General features: G+C 69.7%; 17 protein-coding genes. All 17 read right to left on the bottom strand.

From position 1 onward, the window contains the following. Positions 1-10: 10 nt before the first annotated feature. Positions 11-1,435: a ribosome biogenesis GTPase Der gene (der, locus tag A5757_RS18925; protein WP_066837059.1), complete on the bottom strand. Its 1,425-nt coding sequence runs from the start codon at positions 1,433-1,435 to the stop codon at positions 11-13. Beyond that, a complete protein-coding gene (gene cmk, locus A5757_RS18920) occupies positions 1,432-2,106 on the bottom strand; it encodes a (d)CMP kinase (RefSeq protein WP_197497392.1) in 675 nt (224 codons plus the stop codon). The genes der and cmk overlap by 4 nt, the downstream gene beginning before the upstream one ends. Before the next feature lie 20 nt (positions 2,107-2,126). Further along, positions 2,127-2,870: a pseudouridine synthase gene (locus A5757_RS18915; RefSeq protein WP_066837053.1), complete on the bottom strand. Its 744-nt coding sequence runs from the start codon at positions 2,868-2,870 to the stop codon at positions 2,127-2,129. Further along, complete coding sequence (gene scpB / locus A5757_RS18910; RefSeq protein ID WP_066837050.1) at positions 2,867-3,574, bottom strand: SMC-Scp complex subunit ScpB; 708 nt, start codon at positions 3,572-3,574, stop codon at positions 2,867-2,869. The genes A5757_RS18915 and scpB overlap by 4 nt, the downstream gene beginning before the upstream one ends. 8 nt (positions 3,575-3,582) lie before the next feature. Further along, on the bottom strand, positions 3,583-4,389 hold the full coding sequence (locus tag A5757_RS18905; RefSeq protein WP_066837047.1) for a segregation/condensation protein A: 807 nt from the start codon (positions 4,387-4,389) through the stop codon (positions 3,583-3,585). Beyond that, positions 4,386-5,258 carry a ParA family protein gene (locus tag A5757_RS18900; RefSeq protein WP_066837044.1) on the bottom strand — a complete coding sequence of 291 codons (873 nt, stop codon included), beginning with the start codon at positions 5,256-5,258 and terminating at the stop codon, positions 4,386-4,388. Before A5757_RS18900 ends, A5757_RS18905 begins: the two co-directional genes overlap by 4 nt. Positions 5,259-5,370: 112 nt before the next feature. Then, complete coding sequence (xerD, locus tag A5757_RS18895; RefSeq protein ID WP_066837041.1) at positions 5,371-6,318, bottom strand: site-specific tyrosine recombinase XerD; 948 nt, start codon at positions 6,316-6,318, stop codon at positions 5,371-5,373. Then, positions 6,318-6,938: an NUDIX hydrolase gene (locus tag A5757_RS18890; protein WP_066837231.1), complete on the bottom strand. Its 621-nt coding sequence runs from the start codon at positions 6,936-6,938 to the stop codon at positions 6,318-6,320. The genes xerD and A5757_RS18890 overlap by 1 nt, the downstream gene beginning before the upstream one ends. Next, complete coding sequence (locus tag A5757_RS18885; RefSeq protein ID WP_066837229.1) at positions 6,931-8,682, bottom strand: CTP synthase; 1,752 nt, start codon at positions 8,680-8,682, stop codon at positions 6,931-6,933. The genes A5757_RS18890 and A5757_RS18885 overlap by 8 nt, the downstream gene beginning before the upstream one ends. Positions 8,683-8,821: 139 nt before the next feature. After that, a complete protein-coding gene (locus A5757_RS18880) occupies positions 8,822-9,763 on the bottom strand; it encodes a copper transporter (protein WP_066837038.1) in 942 nt (313 codons plus the stop codon). A 3-nt stretch (positions 9,764-9,766) separates the two neighbouring features. Then, complete coding sequence (gene steA / locus A5757_RS18875) at positions 9,767-10,951, bottom strand: putative cytokinetic ring protein SteA (protein WP_066837036.1); 1,185 nt, start codon at positions 10,949-10,951, stop codon at positions 9,767-9,769. Between the two features lie 93 nt (positions 10,952-11,044). After that, entirely contained in the window at positions 11,045-12,817 is a 1,773-nt protein-coding gene (gene recN / locus A5757_RS18870) for a DNA repair protein RecN (RefSeq protein WP_066837033.1), read from the bottom strand. Positions 12,818-12,823: 6 nt separating this feature from the next. Next, positions 12,824-13,747 carry an NAD kinase gene (locus A5757_RS18865; protein ID WP_066837030.1) on the bottom strand — a complete coding sequence of 308 codons (924 nt, stop codon included), beginning with the start codon at positions 13,745-13,747 and terminating at the stop codon, positions 12,824-12,826. Continuing rightward, entirely contained in the window at positions 13,744-14,550 is an 807-nt protein-coding gene (locus A5757_RS18860; protein ID WP_066837027.1) for a TlyA family RNA methyltransferase, read from the bottom strand. Before A5757_RS18860 ends, A5757_RS18865 begins: the two co-directional genes overlap by 4 nt. 6 nt (positions 14,551-14,556) lie before the next feature. Continuing rightward, on the bottom strand, positions 14,557-14,730 hold the full coding sequence (locus tag A5757_RS23490) for a hypothetical protein (protein WP_197497385.1): 174 nt from the start codon (positions 14,728-14,730) through the stop codon (positions 14,557-14,559). A 13-nt stretch (positions 14,731-14,743) separates the two neighbouring features. Continuing rightward, entirely contained in the window at positions 14,744-15,760 is a 1,017-nt protein-coding gene (locus tag A5757_RS18855) for an HAD-IIA family hydrolase (RefSeq protein WP_066837024.1), read from the bottom strand. A 1-nt stretch (position 15,761) separates the two neighbouring features. Continuing rightward, entirely contained in the window at positions 15,762-16,565 is an 804-nt protein-coding gene (locus A5757_RS18850; protein WP_082929570.1) for a tetratricopeptide repeat protein, read from the bottom strand. Between the last annotated feature and the right edge of the window lie 157 nt (positions 16,566-16,722).

Genomic DNA, 16,722 nt, shown 5'->3' with positions numbered 1-16,722 from the left:
TCATGGTCGCTCATCGAGACCTCGCTCCGCGCTTCTCGCGTACCCGCACATTGATCCGAATCGGGCTGCCTTCGAAGCCGAACGTCTCACGCAGCCGCCGCTCGAGGAAGCGCCGGTAGCCCGCCTCCAGGAATCCGCTGGTGAACAGCACGAATGTTGGCGGTCGCGTCGCGGCCTGGGTGGCGAACAGGATCCGCGGCTGCTTACCGCCGCGGACCGGTGGCGGCGTCGCCGCCACGACCTCCTTGAGGAACGTGTTCAGCTGGCCGGTCGAGATCCGCCTGTCCCACGACGCCAGCGAGGTCTCGAGCGCGGGCACCAGCTTCTGGACGGCCCGGCCGGTCATCGCCGAGATGTTGACCCGCGGCGCCCACTGGATCTGCGCCAGCTGCAGGTCGATCTCGCGGTCGAGCAGGTAACGCCGATCCTCGTCGACCAGATCCCACTTGTTGAACGCCAGCACCAGGGCGCGGCCCGCCTCGGTCACCATCGTGAGCACCCGCTGATCCTGTTCTGTCAACGGCTGGGACGCGTCGATAAGCACCAGCACCACTTCGGCGGCATCGATCGCGCCGTGGGTGCGTACGGAGGCGTAGAACTCGTGGCCGCTGGCTTGGCCGACCTTGCGGCGCAACCCTGCGGTGTCGATGAACCGCCACGTCTTGCCGCCGAGTTCGATCAGCGAGTCGACCGGATCGACGGTCGTGCCCGCGACATCGTGCACCACCGAGCGCTGGTCACCGGCGAGCCGGTTGAGCAGCGAGCTCTTGCCGACGTTGGGCTTGCCGACCAGCGCGACGCGGCGCGGCCCGCCGCTGCGCGTGCCGACCTCCGACACCTCGGGCAGTTTCTCGAGTACGGCGTCGAGCAGATCGGCCACGCCCCGGCCGTGCATGGCGCTGACCGGATGCGGCTCACCGATGCCCAGCGACCACAGCCCCGCGGCGTCGGCCTCGCCGCGCTCGGTGTCGACCTTGTTGGCGGCCAGGAACACCGGCTTTCCGGATTTCCGGAGCATCCGGGCCGCGGCCTCGTCGGCCGACGTGGCCCCGACGATGGCGTCCACGACCAGGATGATGGCGTCGGCGGTGCGCATGGCCACGGTCGCCTGATCGGCGACCAGCTGCTGCAAACCCTTGGCGTCCGGCTCCCAGCCGCCGGTGTCCTGGACCACGAGCCGGCGCCCGGACCACAGCGCGTCGTAGGAGACGCGGTCACGGGTGACACCCGGGACGTCCTGGACGACCGCCTCACGCCGGCCCAGGATGCGGTTCACCAGAGTGGACTTGCCGACGTTCGGGCGGCCCACCACGGCCACCACCGGCGGTGCGGCGGACACCTCTTCGATGGCTTCGGCGATATCCTCGGCGCCCAGCTCCCAGTCCCGTTCGTCGATCCAGGTGCCGTCCTGGTCGTCCTGGTCGGAATCGGTCATCTGCTCACTCCTGCCCGCTGCTGCACGAGATCCTGCAGATGCGCGATCACCTCGGGCTCGGTCATGTCGCTGGTGTCGACCACCAACGCGTCGTCGGCGGCGCGCAACGGCGACAGCGCACGGGTCGAGTCGAGGTGATCGCGGCGCTGCACGTCGGCGAGCACCGTGTCGTAGTCGTCGGCCAGTCCGTTGGCGACGTTCTGGGTGTTTCGCCGGCGTGCCCGTTCCTCGGCCGAGGCGGTGAGGAAGATCTTCACGTCGGCATCGGGCAGGACGACGGTACCGATGTCGCGGCCTTCGACGACGACGGGGTCCGGGCCTGCCGCGAGTCGGCGCTGCAGCTCGACCAGCCGGGTCCGCACGTCGGGCACCGCTGAGACCGCCGACACCGCACGGGTGACCGCATCGCCGCGGATTTCGGATGAAACGTCTTCTCCCGCAAGGTAAGAAAGGTCCTGGCCCGGGTCGTATCCGACGGCGAGATCGACCGATCCGACCGCGGCCGCCACGGCGTCGCGATCCCCCGGGTCGATACCCGCGCGCAGCACGGCGAGGGTGACGATGCGGTACATCGCCCCGGTGTCGAGGTAGCGGGCGGCCAGTGCGCGCGCCAAACCTCGTGACACAGAAGACTTTCCGGTGCCAGCCGGTCCGTCGACCGCGATCACCAGATTGCCTGCCGATGCCTCAGTCACATGCCCACCGCCCTGTACAAATCGCCGATCTCCTTGCGCGTCAACACCCGGATGCTGCCGGGACGTTGATCGCCGAGCGCGACCGCTCCGATACTCGTGCGCACCAGTTCCTGCACCGGGAAGCCGACCTCCGCCAACAACCGACGAACGATACGCTTGCGGCCCTCGTGCAGCGTCACCTGCACCAGTGATCGGCCAGGCAGGGCGTCGACCACGGCGAAATCGTCCACCCGGGCGGGGCCGTCGTCCAACTCCACACCGGCGCGCAGCTTCTTGCCCAGCCCCCGCGGCACCGTGCCCATCACCGTCGCCACATAGGTCTTGGGCACCTCGAACGACGGATGCATCAGCCGGTGGGCCAGTTCGCCGTCGTTGGTCAACAGCATCAGGCCTTCGGTGTCGGCGTCGAGCCGGCCCACGTGGAACAGGCCTTTGTTGCCGCGCACCCGATGTTCGACCAGGTCGCCGATACAGGGCCGGCCCCGGTCGTCGGACATCGTGGAGTGCATCCCGCGCGGCTTGTTGATCGCCAGGTGCATCAGGGTGTCGTCGAGAAGGACCCGGCTGCCGTCGACGCGGATGTCCGACGCCGCGGGATCCACCCGGGTGCCCAGCTCGGTGACGATCGCGCCGTCCACCTCGACGCGGCCGTCGAGGATCATCCGCTCGGCCACCCGCCGCGACGCGATGCCTGCTTGGGAGAGCACCTTCTGTAGGCGTACGCCTTCGGATTCGTTCATCGATCTTCCCGGTCCACATCGAAGGTCATCGGCCGGTCCGCCGGTGTGGGATTGCCCCCGAGTTTCGCGAATCTCGGTTCTTGGCCCAGGTTTTCACTCAGATCGTCGATCACGTCGACGTCGGGGAGCAGCGGGGCGATGTCGGGCAGGTCAGTGAGGGACGACAGTCCCAGCCGTTCGAGGAACAGCTCCGTCGTCGCGAACGCGACGGCGCCGGAGTCGGGATCGGTGCCCGCCTCGGTGATGAGCCCGCGCGCGAGCAGGGTTCGCATCACCGCGTCGACGTTCACCCCGCGCACCGCGCTGACCCGGGCCCGCGTCACCGGCTGCCGGTAGGCCACGACGGCAAGCGTCTCCAGCGCGGCACGCGTCAGCTTGGAGCGGGCGCCGTCGAGCAGCAGCCGTTCGACATAGGGCGCGTACCTGGCCCTGGTGTACAGCCGCCAGCCACCGCCGGCCTCGCGAAGGTCGATACCGCTGTCGCGGGCGCTGAGCTCCCCGGCCAGCTGCGTCAGGGTCGCGGTGATGCGGTGCTCGGGCTGGTCGGTGGCGGCCGCGAGCTGGTCGACGGTCACCGGGGTGTCGACGACGAGCAACAACGCCTCCAGGACGGCGCCCAGCTCGGCGTCATCGAGGTCGATTGCGGTCGCCGTGTCGATACCCAAGTCGACGCCCAGATCGGCATCGGAGATCTCGTCGGTCATTGGTCCAGTCATTCTTCCGCGTCGACGGTTGCCAGGTGTTCGTTGGTCGGCCGGTCCCCGGTCCACGAAACCTGGAGCTCACCAAGCGGCTCTGATTGCTCGAATGTTACCGCCCTGGCTTTGAACAGCTCGAGCAGCGCCAGGAAGCTGCCCACGATCTCGATCCCGGTCTCACATTCGGCGACCAGGTCGCCGAACGTGGCCCACTCCCCGATCCCCCGCGCTTCGAGCAGCGACATCAACCGTCGGGCCTGTTCGGGCACCGACACCGCCTGCACGTGCAGATGGCCGGTGCCCACGGTCGGCACCGGTCGGGGCCGGAAGGCGGCGGCCGCGATCTGGGCGAACCGATCGGCGTCCACGCCCAACATCACCTCGGGCAGCAGCTCGGAGAACTGGTCCTCGAGCGACACGTTGCGCGGATAGCTGCGCAGCGCAGCGGCCTCGAGCTCGGCGAACATGAGCGCCACGTGCTTGTAGGCCCGGTATTGCAGCAACCGGGCGAACAACAGGTCGCGCACCTCGAGCAGCGCCAGATCCTCCTGGTCGTCGACCTCGCCGGCCGGCAGGAGCCGCGCGGCCTTGAGGTCGAGCAGCGTCGCGGCGACGACGAGGAACGCGGTCGTTTCGTCGAGGCCGAGTTCGGCACCGATCGATTTCGTGTAGGCGATGAAGTCGTCGGTCACCTGGTGCAGCGCGACCTCGGTCACGTCGAGGCGGTGCGCGAAGATCAGCTGCAGCAGCAGGTCGAACGGGCCCTCGAAATTGGTGAGGCGGACCTGGAATCCGGTCGGGGCAGTGGTGTCGGTGCTCACGCGCCGAACCGGTGGATGACTTCCCGTGCCAGTGACCGATAGGCCTCGGCGCCCGCCGATTTGGGCGCCCACGTGGTGATCGGTTCACCGGCGACGCTGGTCTCCGGAAAGCGCACGGTGCGGGAGATGACGGTGTCGAACACCAGATCGCCGAACCTTTCGACCACCCTGGCCATCACCTCGCGGGCGTTGACGGTGCGCGGGTCGTAGCGCGTGACCAGGATGCCGCTGATGTCGAGTTTGGGATTGAGCCGGTCGCGCACCTTGTCGACGGTGTCGGTGAGCAGCGCCAGCCCGCGCAGCGAGAAGTACTCGCACTCGGTCGGGATCACCACGCCGTCGCTGCACGCCAGCCCGTTGACCGTGAGCAGGCCGAGGGACGGCTGGCAGTCGATGAGCACGTAGTCGTAGCGGTCCAGCACCGGGTGCAGCGCGCGGCCGAGGGTCTGTTCGCGGCCGACCTCGTTCACGAGCTGGATCTCGGCGGCGGACAGGTCGATGTTGCTGGGCACCAGGTCGAGGTTGCGTACGCGGGTGTTGATGAGCACGTCGTCGATGGACACGCGGGGTTCGACGAGCAGGTTGTGCACGGTGTGGTCGAGTTCGTAGTGCGGTACGCCCAGACCCGCCGACAGCGCTCCTTGCGGGTCCAGGTCGACCAGCAGCACTCGGCGGCCGTACTCCGCCAGGGCCGCGCCGAGGTTGATCGTCGAGGTGGTCTTGCCGACGCCGCCCTTCTGGTTGCACATCGCGACGACCTTGGCCGGGCCGTGGGTGGTCCTGGGGGCCGGTTCGGGGATGTTGCGCGGCGGTCGCCCGGTCAGGCCCAACTGCACCGGCGCGTCGGCGCCCGCGGCGTCATCGGTCATGCCGGGCCGCCGCCGGCCAGGCATTCCACACGCAGGGCGAACATCCGGTTAAGTTTAACGGCGCAGCGCTGCGCAGATGGGCAGACCCGCGGGGATCGTGCTGCGGGACGCGTCACCGGGCGCGTGGGTGCGCACCCGCCCACACCTCGCGCAGGGCGTGCACCGTGACCATGGTGTAGATCTGCGTCGTCGTCACCGAGGCGTGCCCCAGCAGTTCCTGAACCACACGGACGTCGGCGCCTCCCTCGAGCAGGTGCGTGGCGAACGAATGGCGCAGGGTGTGCGGGGAGACCGCCGAGGTGATGCCTGCGCGTTCGGCGGCGTCCTGCAACACCTGCCATGCGCTCTGGCGGGACAGCCGGCCGCCGCGGGCGTTGAGAAATATTGCGGGGGTGCCGCGGCCGCGGCGGGCCAACTCGGGGCGGCCCCGGACCAGATAGGCGTCGAGCGCGCTGACCGCAGGTCTGCCGATGGGCACCAGCCGCTGCTTGCCGCCCTTTCCGCGCAGCAGCACCGAACGGGCTTCGGTGTCGATGTCGTCGACGTCGAGACCGACGGCCTCGGAGATGCGCGCACCGGTCGAGTAGAGGAGTTCGAGCATGGCGCGGTTACGCAGGGTCAGCGGCCCGTCGGCCTCACCGTCGCCCCCGGCGCCGTCGAGCAGGGCGAGCACCTCGTCGATCGACAGGCTCTTGGGCAGCCGCCGACTCGGCGTGGGCGGTTTGACGGCGCGGGCGACGTCGAGGTCGGTGAGGCCTTCCGCGGCGGCGAAGCGGTGCAGGCCCCGGACCGCGATCAGCGCCCGTGCGGCCGAGACAGCGGACAGGGCGGTGGCGCCCGTGTCGGGGTCACCGCGGCGCAGGGCGACGAGGAATTCGCTGACGTCGGATTCGGCGACCTGGGCGAGGTCGTCCTTGCCGCGGCCGGTCAGGTGCTCGGCGTAGCGGCGCAGATCGCGGCGGTAGGAGGTGAGCGTGTTGGTGGCCACCCCGCGCTCGATGGTCAGGTGGTCGAGATACCCCTGGATCTGATCGTCGAGTGCGGTGCGCAGAGCCGTCATCAGGCGTGGCCCTTCCTCCGGGCGAAGGCGGTGGGCCGGTCGATCCAGGGCGCGTCGACGGGACGCAGGTCGCCCACCTCGCTCATGGCGTGGGCGGCCAGGATGCCGCCCACCGCAATGCAATTGACGATCTCGCCGGACAACACCCGGCGGACGGCGTCGGTCAACGGAACCCGCTCGATCACCAGGTCGGCTTCCTCGTCGTGCGCGTCGGGTCTGCCGATCTCCCGCAGCCCGGTCGCGAGGTAGACCCGCACGCCCTCGTCGCAGAAGCCGGGTGCGGAGATGATGTCGACCAGCACCTTCCAGGTGTCCGCCGCGAGGCCGGCCTCCTCCTCGAGTTCCCGGGCGGCGGTGACCTCCGGCGCCTCACCACCGATGTCCAGCAGCCCCGCCGGCAGTTCCCACAACCGCCGGGCAACCGGGTGGCGGTACTGGTAGATCAGCACGATGTTGCCGTCGTCGTCGAGCGCCACGATCGCCACCGCGCCGAAATGCTCGACGACCTCACGGCGCGCGGTGCGCCCGCCGGGCATACGCACGTCGTCGGCGCGCAGGGCGAAGATGCTGCCGACGTGGATGATCTCGCTGTTGACGGTCTCGAAGTCGTGATCAGCCACGGGATGCGTGTTCCGGCTGCAGCTGACCGGCGCCGTTCGCACGGTCGCCGGCACGCTCCGGGATCTCCACCGGCAGCCGCTCGCCGGCCTTATAGTCCAACGCCGCTCCGATGAACGCCGCGAACAACGGGTGCGGCCGGGTGGGCCTGCTCTTGAGCTCGGGGTGGGCCTGCGTGCCGACGAGGAACGGATGCGACGAGGCGTCGTATTCGACGAACTCGACGAGGTGCCCGTCGGGCGAGGTGCCGCTGAACCGCAACCCACTCTCGGCGATGCGGTCGCGGTAGGCGTTGTTGACCTCGTAGCGGTGGCGGTGGCGTTCGGACACCTCGGTGGACTGGTAGGCCTGCGCCACGATCGAATCGGGCTGCAGGACGGCCGGGTAGGCGCCCAGGCGCATGGTGCCACCCAGATCCGCTTGACCGGCGACCGCATCGCGCTGATCGGCCATCGTGGAGATGACCGGATCAGGGGTGTCGGGTTCGAACTCCGCGGAGTTGGCCTCCGAGAGTCCGACCGAGCGCGCGGCCTCGATGACGATGCACTGCAGACCCAGGCACAGCCCGAGCACCGGCAGACCGCGCTTGCGGGCGTAGCGGATGGCGCCGATCTTGCCTTCGATACCGCGGATGCCGAAGCCGCCGGGGATCAGCACCCCGTCTACGTCCTCCAGCGCCGCGGCGGCATCGCTGTCCAGTTCGCAGTCGTCGGAGGCGACCCAGCGCATCTCTACCTTCGCGTGGTGGGCGAAGCCGCCCGCCCGCAGCGCCTCGGCCACCGACAGGTAGGCGTCCGACAGGTCGATGTACTTGCCCACCAACGCGATTCGCACGGTCTCCCGCGGTTCGTGGACCCGCTTGAGCAGATCATTCCACTGCGTCCAGTCGACGTCGCGGAACGGCAGATTCAGCCGGCGCACGACGTAGGCGTCGAGTTCCTCGCGGTGCAGCACCTTGGGGATGTCGTAAATCGACGGTGCGTCCGGCGTCGAGATGCACCCGTCGACGTCGACGTCGCACATCAGCGCGATCTTGTTCTTCAGCGCCTCGGGTACTTCGCGGTCACACCGCAGGATCAACGCATCCGGCTGGATGCCGATGCTGCGCAGCGCGGCCACTGAGTGCTGCGTCGGTTTGGTCTTGAGCTCACCGGACGGCGCCATGTAGGGCACCAGCGAGCAGTGCAGGAAGAAGCAGTTCTCCCGGCCCACCTCATGGCGCACCTGGCGGGCCGCCTCCAGGAACGGCAGCGACTCGATGTCGCCGACCGTGCCGCCCACCTCGGTGATCACCACGTCAGGCCGGTTGCCGTCGTCATCCGGCAGCGCCATCGCCAGGATGCGGTCCTTGATCTCGTCGGTGATGTGCGGGATCACCTGGACGGTGTCGCCGAGGTACTCGCCGCGGCGCTCCTTGGCGATCACCTTCGAATACACCTGACCGGTCGTCACGTTGGCCGAGCCGGACAGGTTGCGGTCGAGGAACCGCTCGTAGTGGCCGACGTCGAGGTCGGTCTCCGCACCGTCCTCGGTGACGAACACCTCACCGTGCTGGAACGGGTTCATGGTGCCCGGATCCACATTGAGGTAGGGGTCGAGCTTCTGCATCGTGACCTGCAGGCCGCGCGCGGTCAGCAGCTGGCCGAGGCTAGAGGCCGTCAGACCCTTACCGAGTGAGGAAACGACGCCGCCCGTCACGAAGAGGTGCTTGGTGGCCGTGTGCGGATGCTTGCGAAGCGCGGGCAAGAACAACCTCCGTGACGACGGGCAGGGCTTTACTTCTCTAGGATTTTTCCTAGCTTTGGGGCCTGCCGACCCACGGAACCCCACCCTAACACCGACGCCGACAACCCGTCGCTGCCGCGCCGAGTGTCGCCGCCGAACGTCACTGCGGGACCGTCACCGCCGATGCGCCCCGGCCGATTCCGTACTGGCCCGGCTTGCCGCCGCCGATCAGATCGGCCAGCGCGAGCACCGAGGTGATGCGGCCGGATTCGGAGCCGATGTCGTCGACCGTGCTGACCGCGGTGCCCAGCGCGGCGTCGGACCTCGTCACCGCGACCGCGCCCGTCCCGGAGGCCGAACCGTCGCGGCCGGCCAGGACGGTGCCCTGGCCGTGGGCGGCCATTCCGGCGGCCAGCCGCGCGACGGTCGATCCGCGGTTGCCCGCGTCGGGTCCGAGCGGCCCACCGGTCACGACGAGCGCCGCATCGGCCGCGCCCACCGGATCGGCGCCGTAAGTGATGAAGCCAGTATCGCGCAGCGCGCTGAGCACCGTCTCGCGCTGGGCGTCGTTGACCACGGGTGCGTCCGGGTTGCGGCTGCGCAGCAGTGCGATGCCGAGCAGATCCCCGGCCTGGGAGCCCTGGTCGACCGATGTCGTGCTCAGCTGGGTGCCGGCGGGGACGATCGGCGAGTTCACCACCGAGAGCAGTTTCTCCGCGCTGTTGGCGTCGACGAACTCCTGGGTCAGCGCCACCGTGCCGCTCACGCTGCCGCCGCCCTGGCCGATCAGCCGGGTCAGCGCCTCGACGTCGTCGTCGGCCGCGTCCGGGGTGCGGAAGAGCACGACCGATTTGCCGCCGAGCGCATCGCGCAGCATGCGCGGCGCCATCAGTGCGTCGAATTCGCCAGCCGCACTGAGCTTCTCGTTGAGTGCGTTCCGCTCCTCGGTGAGCCCGTCGATCTCGTTCTGCAACTCCTGCTTGTCGTCATGCAACCCCGACAGCACGGTGTTCGACAGCAGGCCGGACCCGAGCGCAACCCCGATCGCGAGCGCGAGGAACACCGCTGCCAGCGAAATGGCATGCGAGCGTAGGGAGATCATGGCTCAGCTCACGAGACCTTGCGCCCACAGGACGAGCTGGTTCCAGTACTGCTGGATCCACTCGAGGACCGCCGCGTCCGCCCGCGACACCCACAGCGCGGCGATGACCGCGATGAGCATGGCCAGGATCAGCAGGGCGATGGCCCCGCCGGAGACCCGGCTGCGGTAGAGCGTGGCCACGGCCTTGGCGTCGACGAGTTTCTCGCCCACCTTGAGACGGGTGAGGAACGTCGAGGGGTTGCTGCGTTGGCGTGAGCGGTCGAAGAACTCCTCGATGCTGGCGGTGTGGCCGACGGTGACGATCAGTGACGCGCCGTGGTGGTCGCACAGCAGCAGCGCGAGGTCGGCGGCGGAACCGGCCGCCGGGAACGTCATCGCGCCGACACCGAGGTCCTGGATGCGTTCGAGACCGGCGGCGTGCCCGTCGGCGTCGGCGGGCAGCACCACCTGGGCGCCGCTGCGCAGCACCTCGGTGCTGATGCGGTCCGGGTCGCCGACGATCAGCGCCGGCCGGTAACCGGCCTTGCGCAGCACGTCGGCGCCGGTGCCCACACCGACCAGGACCGGCTGGTACTCCTTGATGAACGGTTTGAGCGCCTTGAGGTCCTCGGCGGTGTGCGGTTCCTCGGCCACGATCACCACGTGGCGATGGTTGAGTTCGACGTCGATGTCGGGGATGCCGATGCCGTCGATGAGCAGCGGGCTCTCGCTGCGGATGAACTCGATGGTGTTGCCCGCGAACGCTTCCAGGTGGGCGACGAGACCACTTTTGGCCTCGTGCATGAGTTCGTGGATCTCCTGGTCCGTGCGTTCGGCGCCCAGGCTGAGCCTGCGGTCACCGGAGTACACGCCGCCGTTGTGCAGGCGGACGCGGGCGCCGTCCTTGACCTTTTTGAAGACCTCGGGACCGGTCTCGTCGATCAGCGTGATGCCGTTGGCGACGAGCACCTCCGGACCAAGGTTGGGGTAGCGGCCCGAGATGGACGACGAGGCGTTGACGACGCCGGCGACGCGCGCTTCGACCAGCGCATCGGCGGTGATGCGGTCGAGGTCGAGGGCGTCGAGAACGACGATGTCCCCGGGGCCGATGCGCCGCAGCAGCCGGTCGATGTCGCGGTCCACGCGGGCGGTGCCGGTGATCCCCGGCCGTGAACTGGCATTACGGGAGAGCAGCGCTGACATCTTCATGCGGAGGATTCTGTAGGCGAACCCTCAAGTAGAGGTGGAGGCGCGCCGTAACACCAGCCTCAGAAGTTACCTATAGTCACACCAGTAACAGGGTCAGTTCTCGTCATCCCGATCCCGCTGCGCGGCGTCCAGCAGCTCGCGGGCGTGCGCCCGACCGCTGTCGGATTCGCCCAGACCGGCCAGCATGCGGGCCAGTTCGGCCACCCGGTCGTCGTCCTCGATGCGGCGTACCCCGCTGGCCTTGCGCCCGGCGCCCTGTCCCCCGCTGTCGACGACGAGATGCGCGTCGGCGTAGCAGGCGACCTGGGGCAGATGCGTGACGACGATGACCTGGTGCGTGCGCGCGAGCTTCGCCAGCCTGCGCCCGATCTGGACGGCGGCGCGGCCGCCGACCCCGGCGTCGACCTCGTCGAAGACCATGGTGGTGCCCTCCACCGATGCCGCCAACACCACTTCGATGGCCAGCATCACCCGCGACAGCTCACCGCCCGATGCGCTCTTCGACAGTGGTAGCACGTCGGTGCCCCGGTGGGCGGCGAAGCCGAAGTCGACGGCGTCGACTCCGTCGTGGCCGGCGTGCGCGAAGGTCCCGTCGGCCAGTGCCAGGGGGGCGGAATCGTCCCCGCGGACCGGGATCGGCGAGACGGCGACGGTGAACTCGGCCCCCGCCATGGCCAGACCGGCCAGTTCGGCGGTGACCGCCTTCGCCAATCCCTTCGCGGCCTTGGTGCGCGCCTTGGTCAGGTCGGCCGCTGCGGTGACGACCCCGGCCTCCAGTTCGGCCACGCGACGTTCGAGGCCGGCGAGCGCCTCCTCGGAGACGTCGAGTTGTTCGAGCCGCGCGCGGGATTCGTGGGCCCAGGCCAGTACGCCGTCGATGTCGGCGGCGTACTTGCGGGTCAGCGTGCGCAGCTCCGCCTGACGGGCGAGCTTGGTCTCCAGGGTGCTCGCATCGCTGGGCAGGGCCGCCAGATAGTCGCCGAGTTCACCGGCGACGTCGCCGATCACCGCCAGTGCCTCGCCGAGCTGCGCGCCCAATGAGCGCAGCGTGGAGTCGTCGGTGGCGTCCAGCGCCGAGCGGGCGTGACCGACGGCGTCGGCGGCCGACGTGGTGTCCGGGCCGGTGTCGTCGTCGGGGCCGGTGAGCGCGGTGCGGGCCCCCTGAGCGGCTTCGCGGAGCGCGTCCAGTTCCGACAGCCGGCGGATGTCCTCGACGAGGGCGTCGTCCTCACCGGGGCTCGGGTCCACCGCGTCGATCTCGGTCAGCCCGAACTTCAACCGGTCGGCCTCCTGGGCCAGTTCGCGTTCGCGCTGCCTGCGGTCGATGAGGTCGCGACGGGCGGTCAGCCATGCCTCGCGGGCGGCGCGATAGCGCTGCAGCGGTTTGTCGACGCCGGCGAAGCGGTCGACCGCCGAGCGCTGCTCCTCGGGCCGCATCAGCCGCAGCTGATCGTTCTGGCCGTGCAGCGTCAGCAGTTCGGCGGTGAAGGTGCTCAGCGTCTTGGCGGGCACACTGCGTCCGCCGAGGTAGGCGCGCGACGGCCCGTCCCGGCTGACCGAGCGAGCCGCGATGACGCTGCCGTCGTCGTCCCGTTCGGCGCCCGAGGAGTCCAGGATGTCGTCGACGCGGCCGGTGACGTCCACACTGAGGTCGTTGGTGAGGAACCGGCCCTCCACCACGGCGCGTTGCGCTCCGGAGCGGACCCGGGTGGCGTCGGCCCGCGCACCGCCCAGGAGGTGCAGGCCGGTGACGACCATGGTCTTACCCGTTCCGGTCTCACCGGTGAGCACGGTCAGGCCGCGGTCGAATTCGGCGGTGGCCGTACTGATGGCGCCCAGCGATTCAATGCGTATCTCTGCGAGCACGATGCCTTACTGTCCCCGCCATCCGGTGACCGGCAACCGGAACTTGCGCACCAGCCGGTCGGTGAACGGGGCGCTGTCGAGCCGCACCCATTTCAGCGGCGTACCGCAGCGGGTCACCTCGAGGCGGCCGCCTGCGGGCACCGCCATCTCGCGGCGGCCGTCGCAGAACACGAGTGCGTCGTGGCCCTGGGCCTCGATCTCGATGGCGATGGCGGCGTCCGGGCTGGTCACCATCGGCCGGGCGAACAGCGCGTGGGCGTTGTTGGGGACCACCAGGATCGCTTCGAGGTCGGGCCAGAGCACCGGCCCCCCGGCAGAGAAGGCGTAGGCGGTGGAGCCGGTCGGGGTCGAGACCAGGACGCCGTCGCAGCCGAACGCCGACACCGGGCGACCGTCGATCTCGACGACGACGCCGAGCACGCCGAGTCGCGGCACTTTCTCCAAACTGGCCTCGTTGAGTGCCCAGCCGCGGTTGATGATCGTGCCGTTCGCGCGCACCGCGACATCGAGGGTCATCCGCTCCTCGACGCGGTAGTCGCGGCGGATGACGTGGTCGAGGACAAGGTCGATGGCCTCCGCCTCGGCCTCGGCAAGAAAGCCGATGCGCCCGAGGTTGACGCCCAGGACCGGGATCTCGACGTTGCGGGCCAGTTCAGCGGCCCGCAGAAAGGTGCCGTCGCCGCCGAGCACGAGCACCAGTTCGCAGCCTTCCGCGGCCCGGTCGTCGGCGTCGACGACTTCGATGTCGACACCGATCGCACGCATGTCGTTCTCCGACAGGTTCGCCGGGCCGCGATCGACGGCCTCGGCCGCCAGCACCCGCAGTCCCACGTTCTGGGCGGCGCACATCTTCTGCACCCGCTTCGCGACGTCGGAGGCGTCCTCGCGCCCGGTGTGCACGACGAGCAGGATGTGGCGGTCGGTGGTCATTGCGGTCCCTCCGTCACGGCGCGGTGAACCGCCTGGTCGAGGTCATCACCGTGCAGCGCCGCATCGGTCCGGGCGCGCAGCCTGAGGAAGTACTCGACGTTGCCGGACGGACCCGGCAGCGGACTGGCCGTGACGCCGACGGTATGCCAGCCGAGAGCGGCGGCCCGTGCGGCGACCGACAGGACCGATTCGGCGCGCAGTTGCGGATCGCTCACCACGCCGCCGGCGCCGACCCGTTCCCTGCCGACCTCGAACTGTGGCTTCACCATGGGAACGATATCGGCGTCGGGTGACGCGCATGCGGTCAGCGCAGGCAGCACGGTGGCCAACGCGATGAACGACAGGTCAGCCACGACCAGGTCCACCGTTCCGCTGATCGCCTCGGCGGTGAGTTCCCGCACGTTGGTCCGTTCGATGACGACGACGCGGTCGTCGGACCGTAGCGACCAGGCCAGCTGGCCGTAGCCCACGTCGACGGCCACCACCTCTTCGGCACCGCGGTCGAGCAGCACCTCGGTGAACCCGCCGGTCGACGCCCCGGCATCCAGGCAGCGCCTGCCGCCGACGTCGATCGCGAAGGTGTCGAGGGCCCCGATGAGTTTGTGCGCGCCGCGCGACACCCAGGTGCGTTCGCCGGCGGTGACGGTGATGTTGGCGGTGACGGCAACGGCGGTGGCCGGTTTGGCCGCGGGCATTCCATCGACGCTGACCAGCCCCGCGCCGATCAGTTCGGCGGCCTGCTGACGGGACCGGGCCAAACCTCGGCGCACCAGTTCGGCGTCAACACGCGCTCGCCGCGGCACAGCGCCTCACCCCTTCTCCACCGACGCCAGTGCCTGCACGAGCACGTCGTGCGCCTCCTCGAGGCGGACGGCGATGGTGTCGATGTCGCTGTCGGCGAGTTCGGCGACCTCACCGGGGTCCGGCAGGTCGCCCAGCAGAGCCGCGACCCGGGCGCGAATCTCGTCGGGATCGGTTGTCATCTCGCGCTCAACGCTAACCGATGCCGTCGGTGAGCAACGACCACCGTTGCAGGGCGCGGGCCGCGGTGTCGTCGCCGGCGCGGACGGCGAAGGAGCGGCCGCCGAGATCGGACGTCCATACCGCGTGGGCGGTGGCGCGCAGCACCGACAGATCGTCGTCGGAGTCGGCACCGGTCGCGTGCACGGTGACGTCGTCCTGATCGACGTCGACCTGCCAGGCGGGGTGTGGACCGACCTGCAGCCGATCGGCGGGTGCGTCGAGGGAGCGCAGGTCCTCGGCGATGTAGTCGGGACGTTCCTCGGGGATCGCCCGCATCGCGTCGTCGGCGGTGCTGACGCCGGTGAGGACGAGCAGGCTCGGCAACGATGCGGCGACGGCGCCGGCGATGTCGGTGTCGAGCCGGTCGCCGACGACGAGCGGTGACTCGAATCGCCCGCGGCCCAACGCGTTCGTCATCAGCGCAGGCTGCGGCTTACCGGCCACCTGCGGTTCGAGGCCGGTCGCGATGCGCAGTGCGGCGACCATCGATCCGTTGCCCGGCAGCAGTCCGCGTTCCGACGGCAGGGTCAGGTCGACGTTGGCGGCCACCCACAGGGCGCCGGCCCGCAGGGCCAGCGCGGCTTCGGCCAGTTGTGTCCAGCCCGTCTCGGGTGAATGGCCCTGAACGACGGCGACCGGTTCGTCCTCGAACAGTCGAACGGGGCGCAGACCGACCTGACGGACCTCGTCGGCCAGCGCCTCGGTTCCCACGACCAGCACGGCTGAGTCCACAGGCAGTTGGTCGGCGAGCAGCAGGGCGGCGCTCTGCGCGCTGGTGACGACGTCGTCGATGTCGGCCTGGAAGCCGAGACCGCGCAGATGCCGGGCGACGTCGTGGGGGCTGCGGGACGCGTTGTTGGTGACATAGAGGACGCGGGCGTCGACCGCCGCGAGGCTGTCGACTGATCCGGTCGTGGGTTCGTGGCCGCGGAAGACCGTGCCATCCAGGTCGAGCAGCAGACAATCGTGTTGCTGCGCAAGGGTTGTCACGTCAGCTCAGTTCCGTGATCCGGTCTTCGGCGTCGGTGGCGCCTTCGAGGTCGGCTGCGGCGGCGTTGAGGAACCACTCCAGCGCTTCGTCCTTGCGCCCGAGGGACAGCAGCGTGTCGGCATAGACGTAGAACAGCCGTGCCGCCGTCTGGCCTCGACGGGTCCGGTCCAGCGGCGGCGAGGAGAGGACGGTCAGGGCCTGGTCCAGCTGGCCGAGGTCGGATCGGGCGCCGGCGACGACGATCCGCAGTTCGTCGGCGTCGTCGCCGGTGAGTTGTTCGGCCTCAGGGGTGCGCGCGAGCTCGATGGCACGCTCGGGACGGCCGACGCCCCGTTCGCAGTCCGCGATCAACGCCAGGAGCGGGGATTTGCTCCCCATGCGGCGGGCGGCCCGCAGTTCGGCGAGCGCCTGCGCCCAGTCCCCGCAGTAGTAGGCGGCGATCCCGACGGCTTCACGCACGGCCGCGATGCGCCCGGATCGTGCTCGGGCGGCGCGGGCGTGCTCGAGCGCGGCTTCGGGGTCCTCTTCCAGGAGAGCGCCTGCCGCGACGAGGTGGCGGGCGACGGCGTCGGCCGTGGATTTGTCGAGAGTGGTGAGCTCACCGCGGATCTCGGGCGCGAGCTGCTTTGCCTCGATCTCCGGCGGGATACTCGGAGCGTCCCCCCGGGCCGCATTGTCATTGGGTTGCGTGGGACGCGCGCGCCCCGGCCCGGAGCGCTGATCCCGGGGCCGGCGGGGTCCGCCGGATTGCGGCGTCCGCCGCGGGCGACGTTCGTCCCGTCCGCCCTGCCTGTCCTCGCCCACGTCTACCTTTCGCCGTCCCCCAGCCGTCGAGTTTACGTGTCCCGCGAAAAGGGCGACAATTCGCCATTCTGGTCTTTGATGCAGAAATGCCTCGGCCCCCAACTGTGTGGTTGGGGGCCGAGGGCTTGAAAGGGTGTTCGGCGGTGTCCTACTTTTC

This window comes from Mycobacterium sp. 852013-51886_SCH5428379 (assembly GCF_001665575.1).
GTDB lineage: Bacteria > Actinomycetota > Actinomycetes > Mycobacteriales > Mycobacteriaceae > Mycobacterium.
This window is presented reverse-complemented; position numbering and strand designations above follow the sequence as displayed.

Excerpts from the sequence above, each read along its gene's own strand:
- A5757_RS18900 (WP_066837044.1), bottom strand. The coding sequence starts at position 5,258 with ATGACCGATGACGCCGCGGGCGCCGACGCGCCGGTGCAGTTGGGCCTG.
- xerD (WP_066837041.1), bottom strand. The coding sequence starts at position 6,318 with ATGACGGCTCTGCGCACCGCACTCGACGATCAGATCCAGGGGTATCTC.
- A5757_RS23490 (WP_197497385.1), bottom strand. The coding sequence starts at position 14,730 with ATGACAACCGATCCCGACGAGATTCGCGCCCGGGTCGCGGCTCTGCTG.
- der (WP_066837059.1), bottom strand. The coding sequence starts at position 1,435 with ATGACCGATTCCGACCAGGACGACCAGGACGGCACCTGGATCGACGAA.
- A5757_RS18915 (WP_066837053.1), bottom strand. The coding sequence starts at position 2,870 with ATGAACGAATCCGAAGGCGTACGCCTACAGAAGGTGCTCTCCCAAGCA.
- scpB (WP_066837050.1), bottom strand. The coding sequence starts at position 3,574 with ATGACCGACGAGATCTCCGATGCCGATCTGGGCGTCGACTTGGGTATC.
- steA (WP_066837036.1), bottom strand. The coding sequence starts at position 10,951 with ATGAAGATGTCAGCGCTGCTCTCCCGTAATGCCAGTTCACGGCCGGGG.
- A5757_RS18880 (WP_066837038.1), bottom strand. The coding sequence starts at position 9,763 with ATGATCTCCCTACGCTCGCATGCCATTTCGCTGGCAGCGGTGTTCCTC.
- A5757_RS18865 (WP_066837030.1), bottom strand. The coding sequence starts at position 13,747 with ATGACCACCGACCGCCACATCCTGCTCGTCGTGCACACCGGGCGCGAG.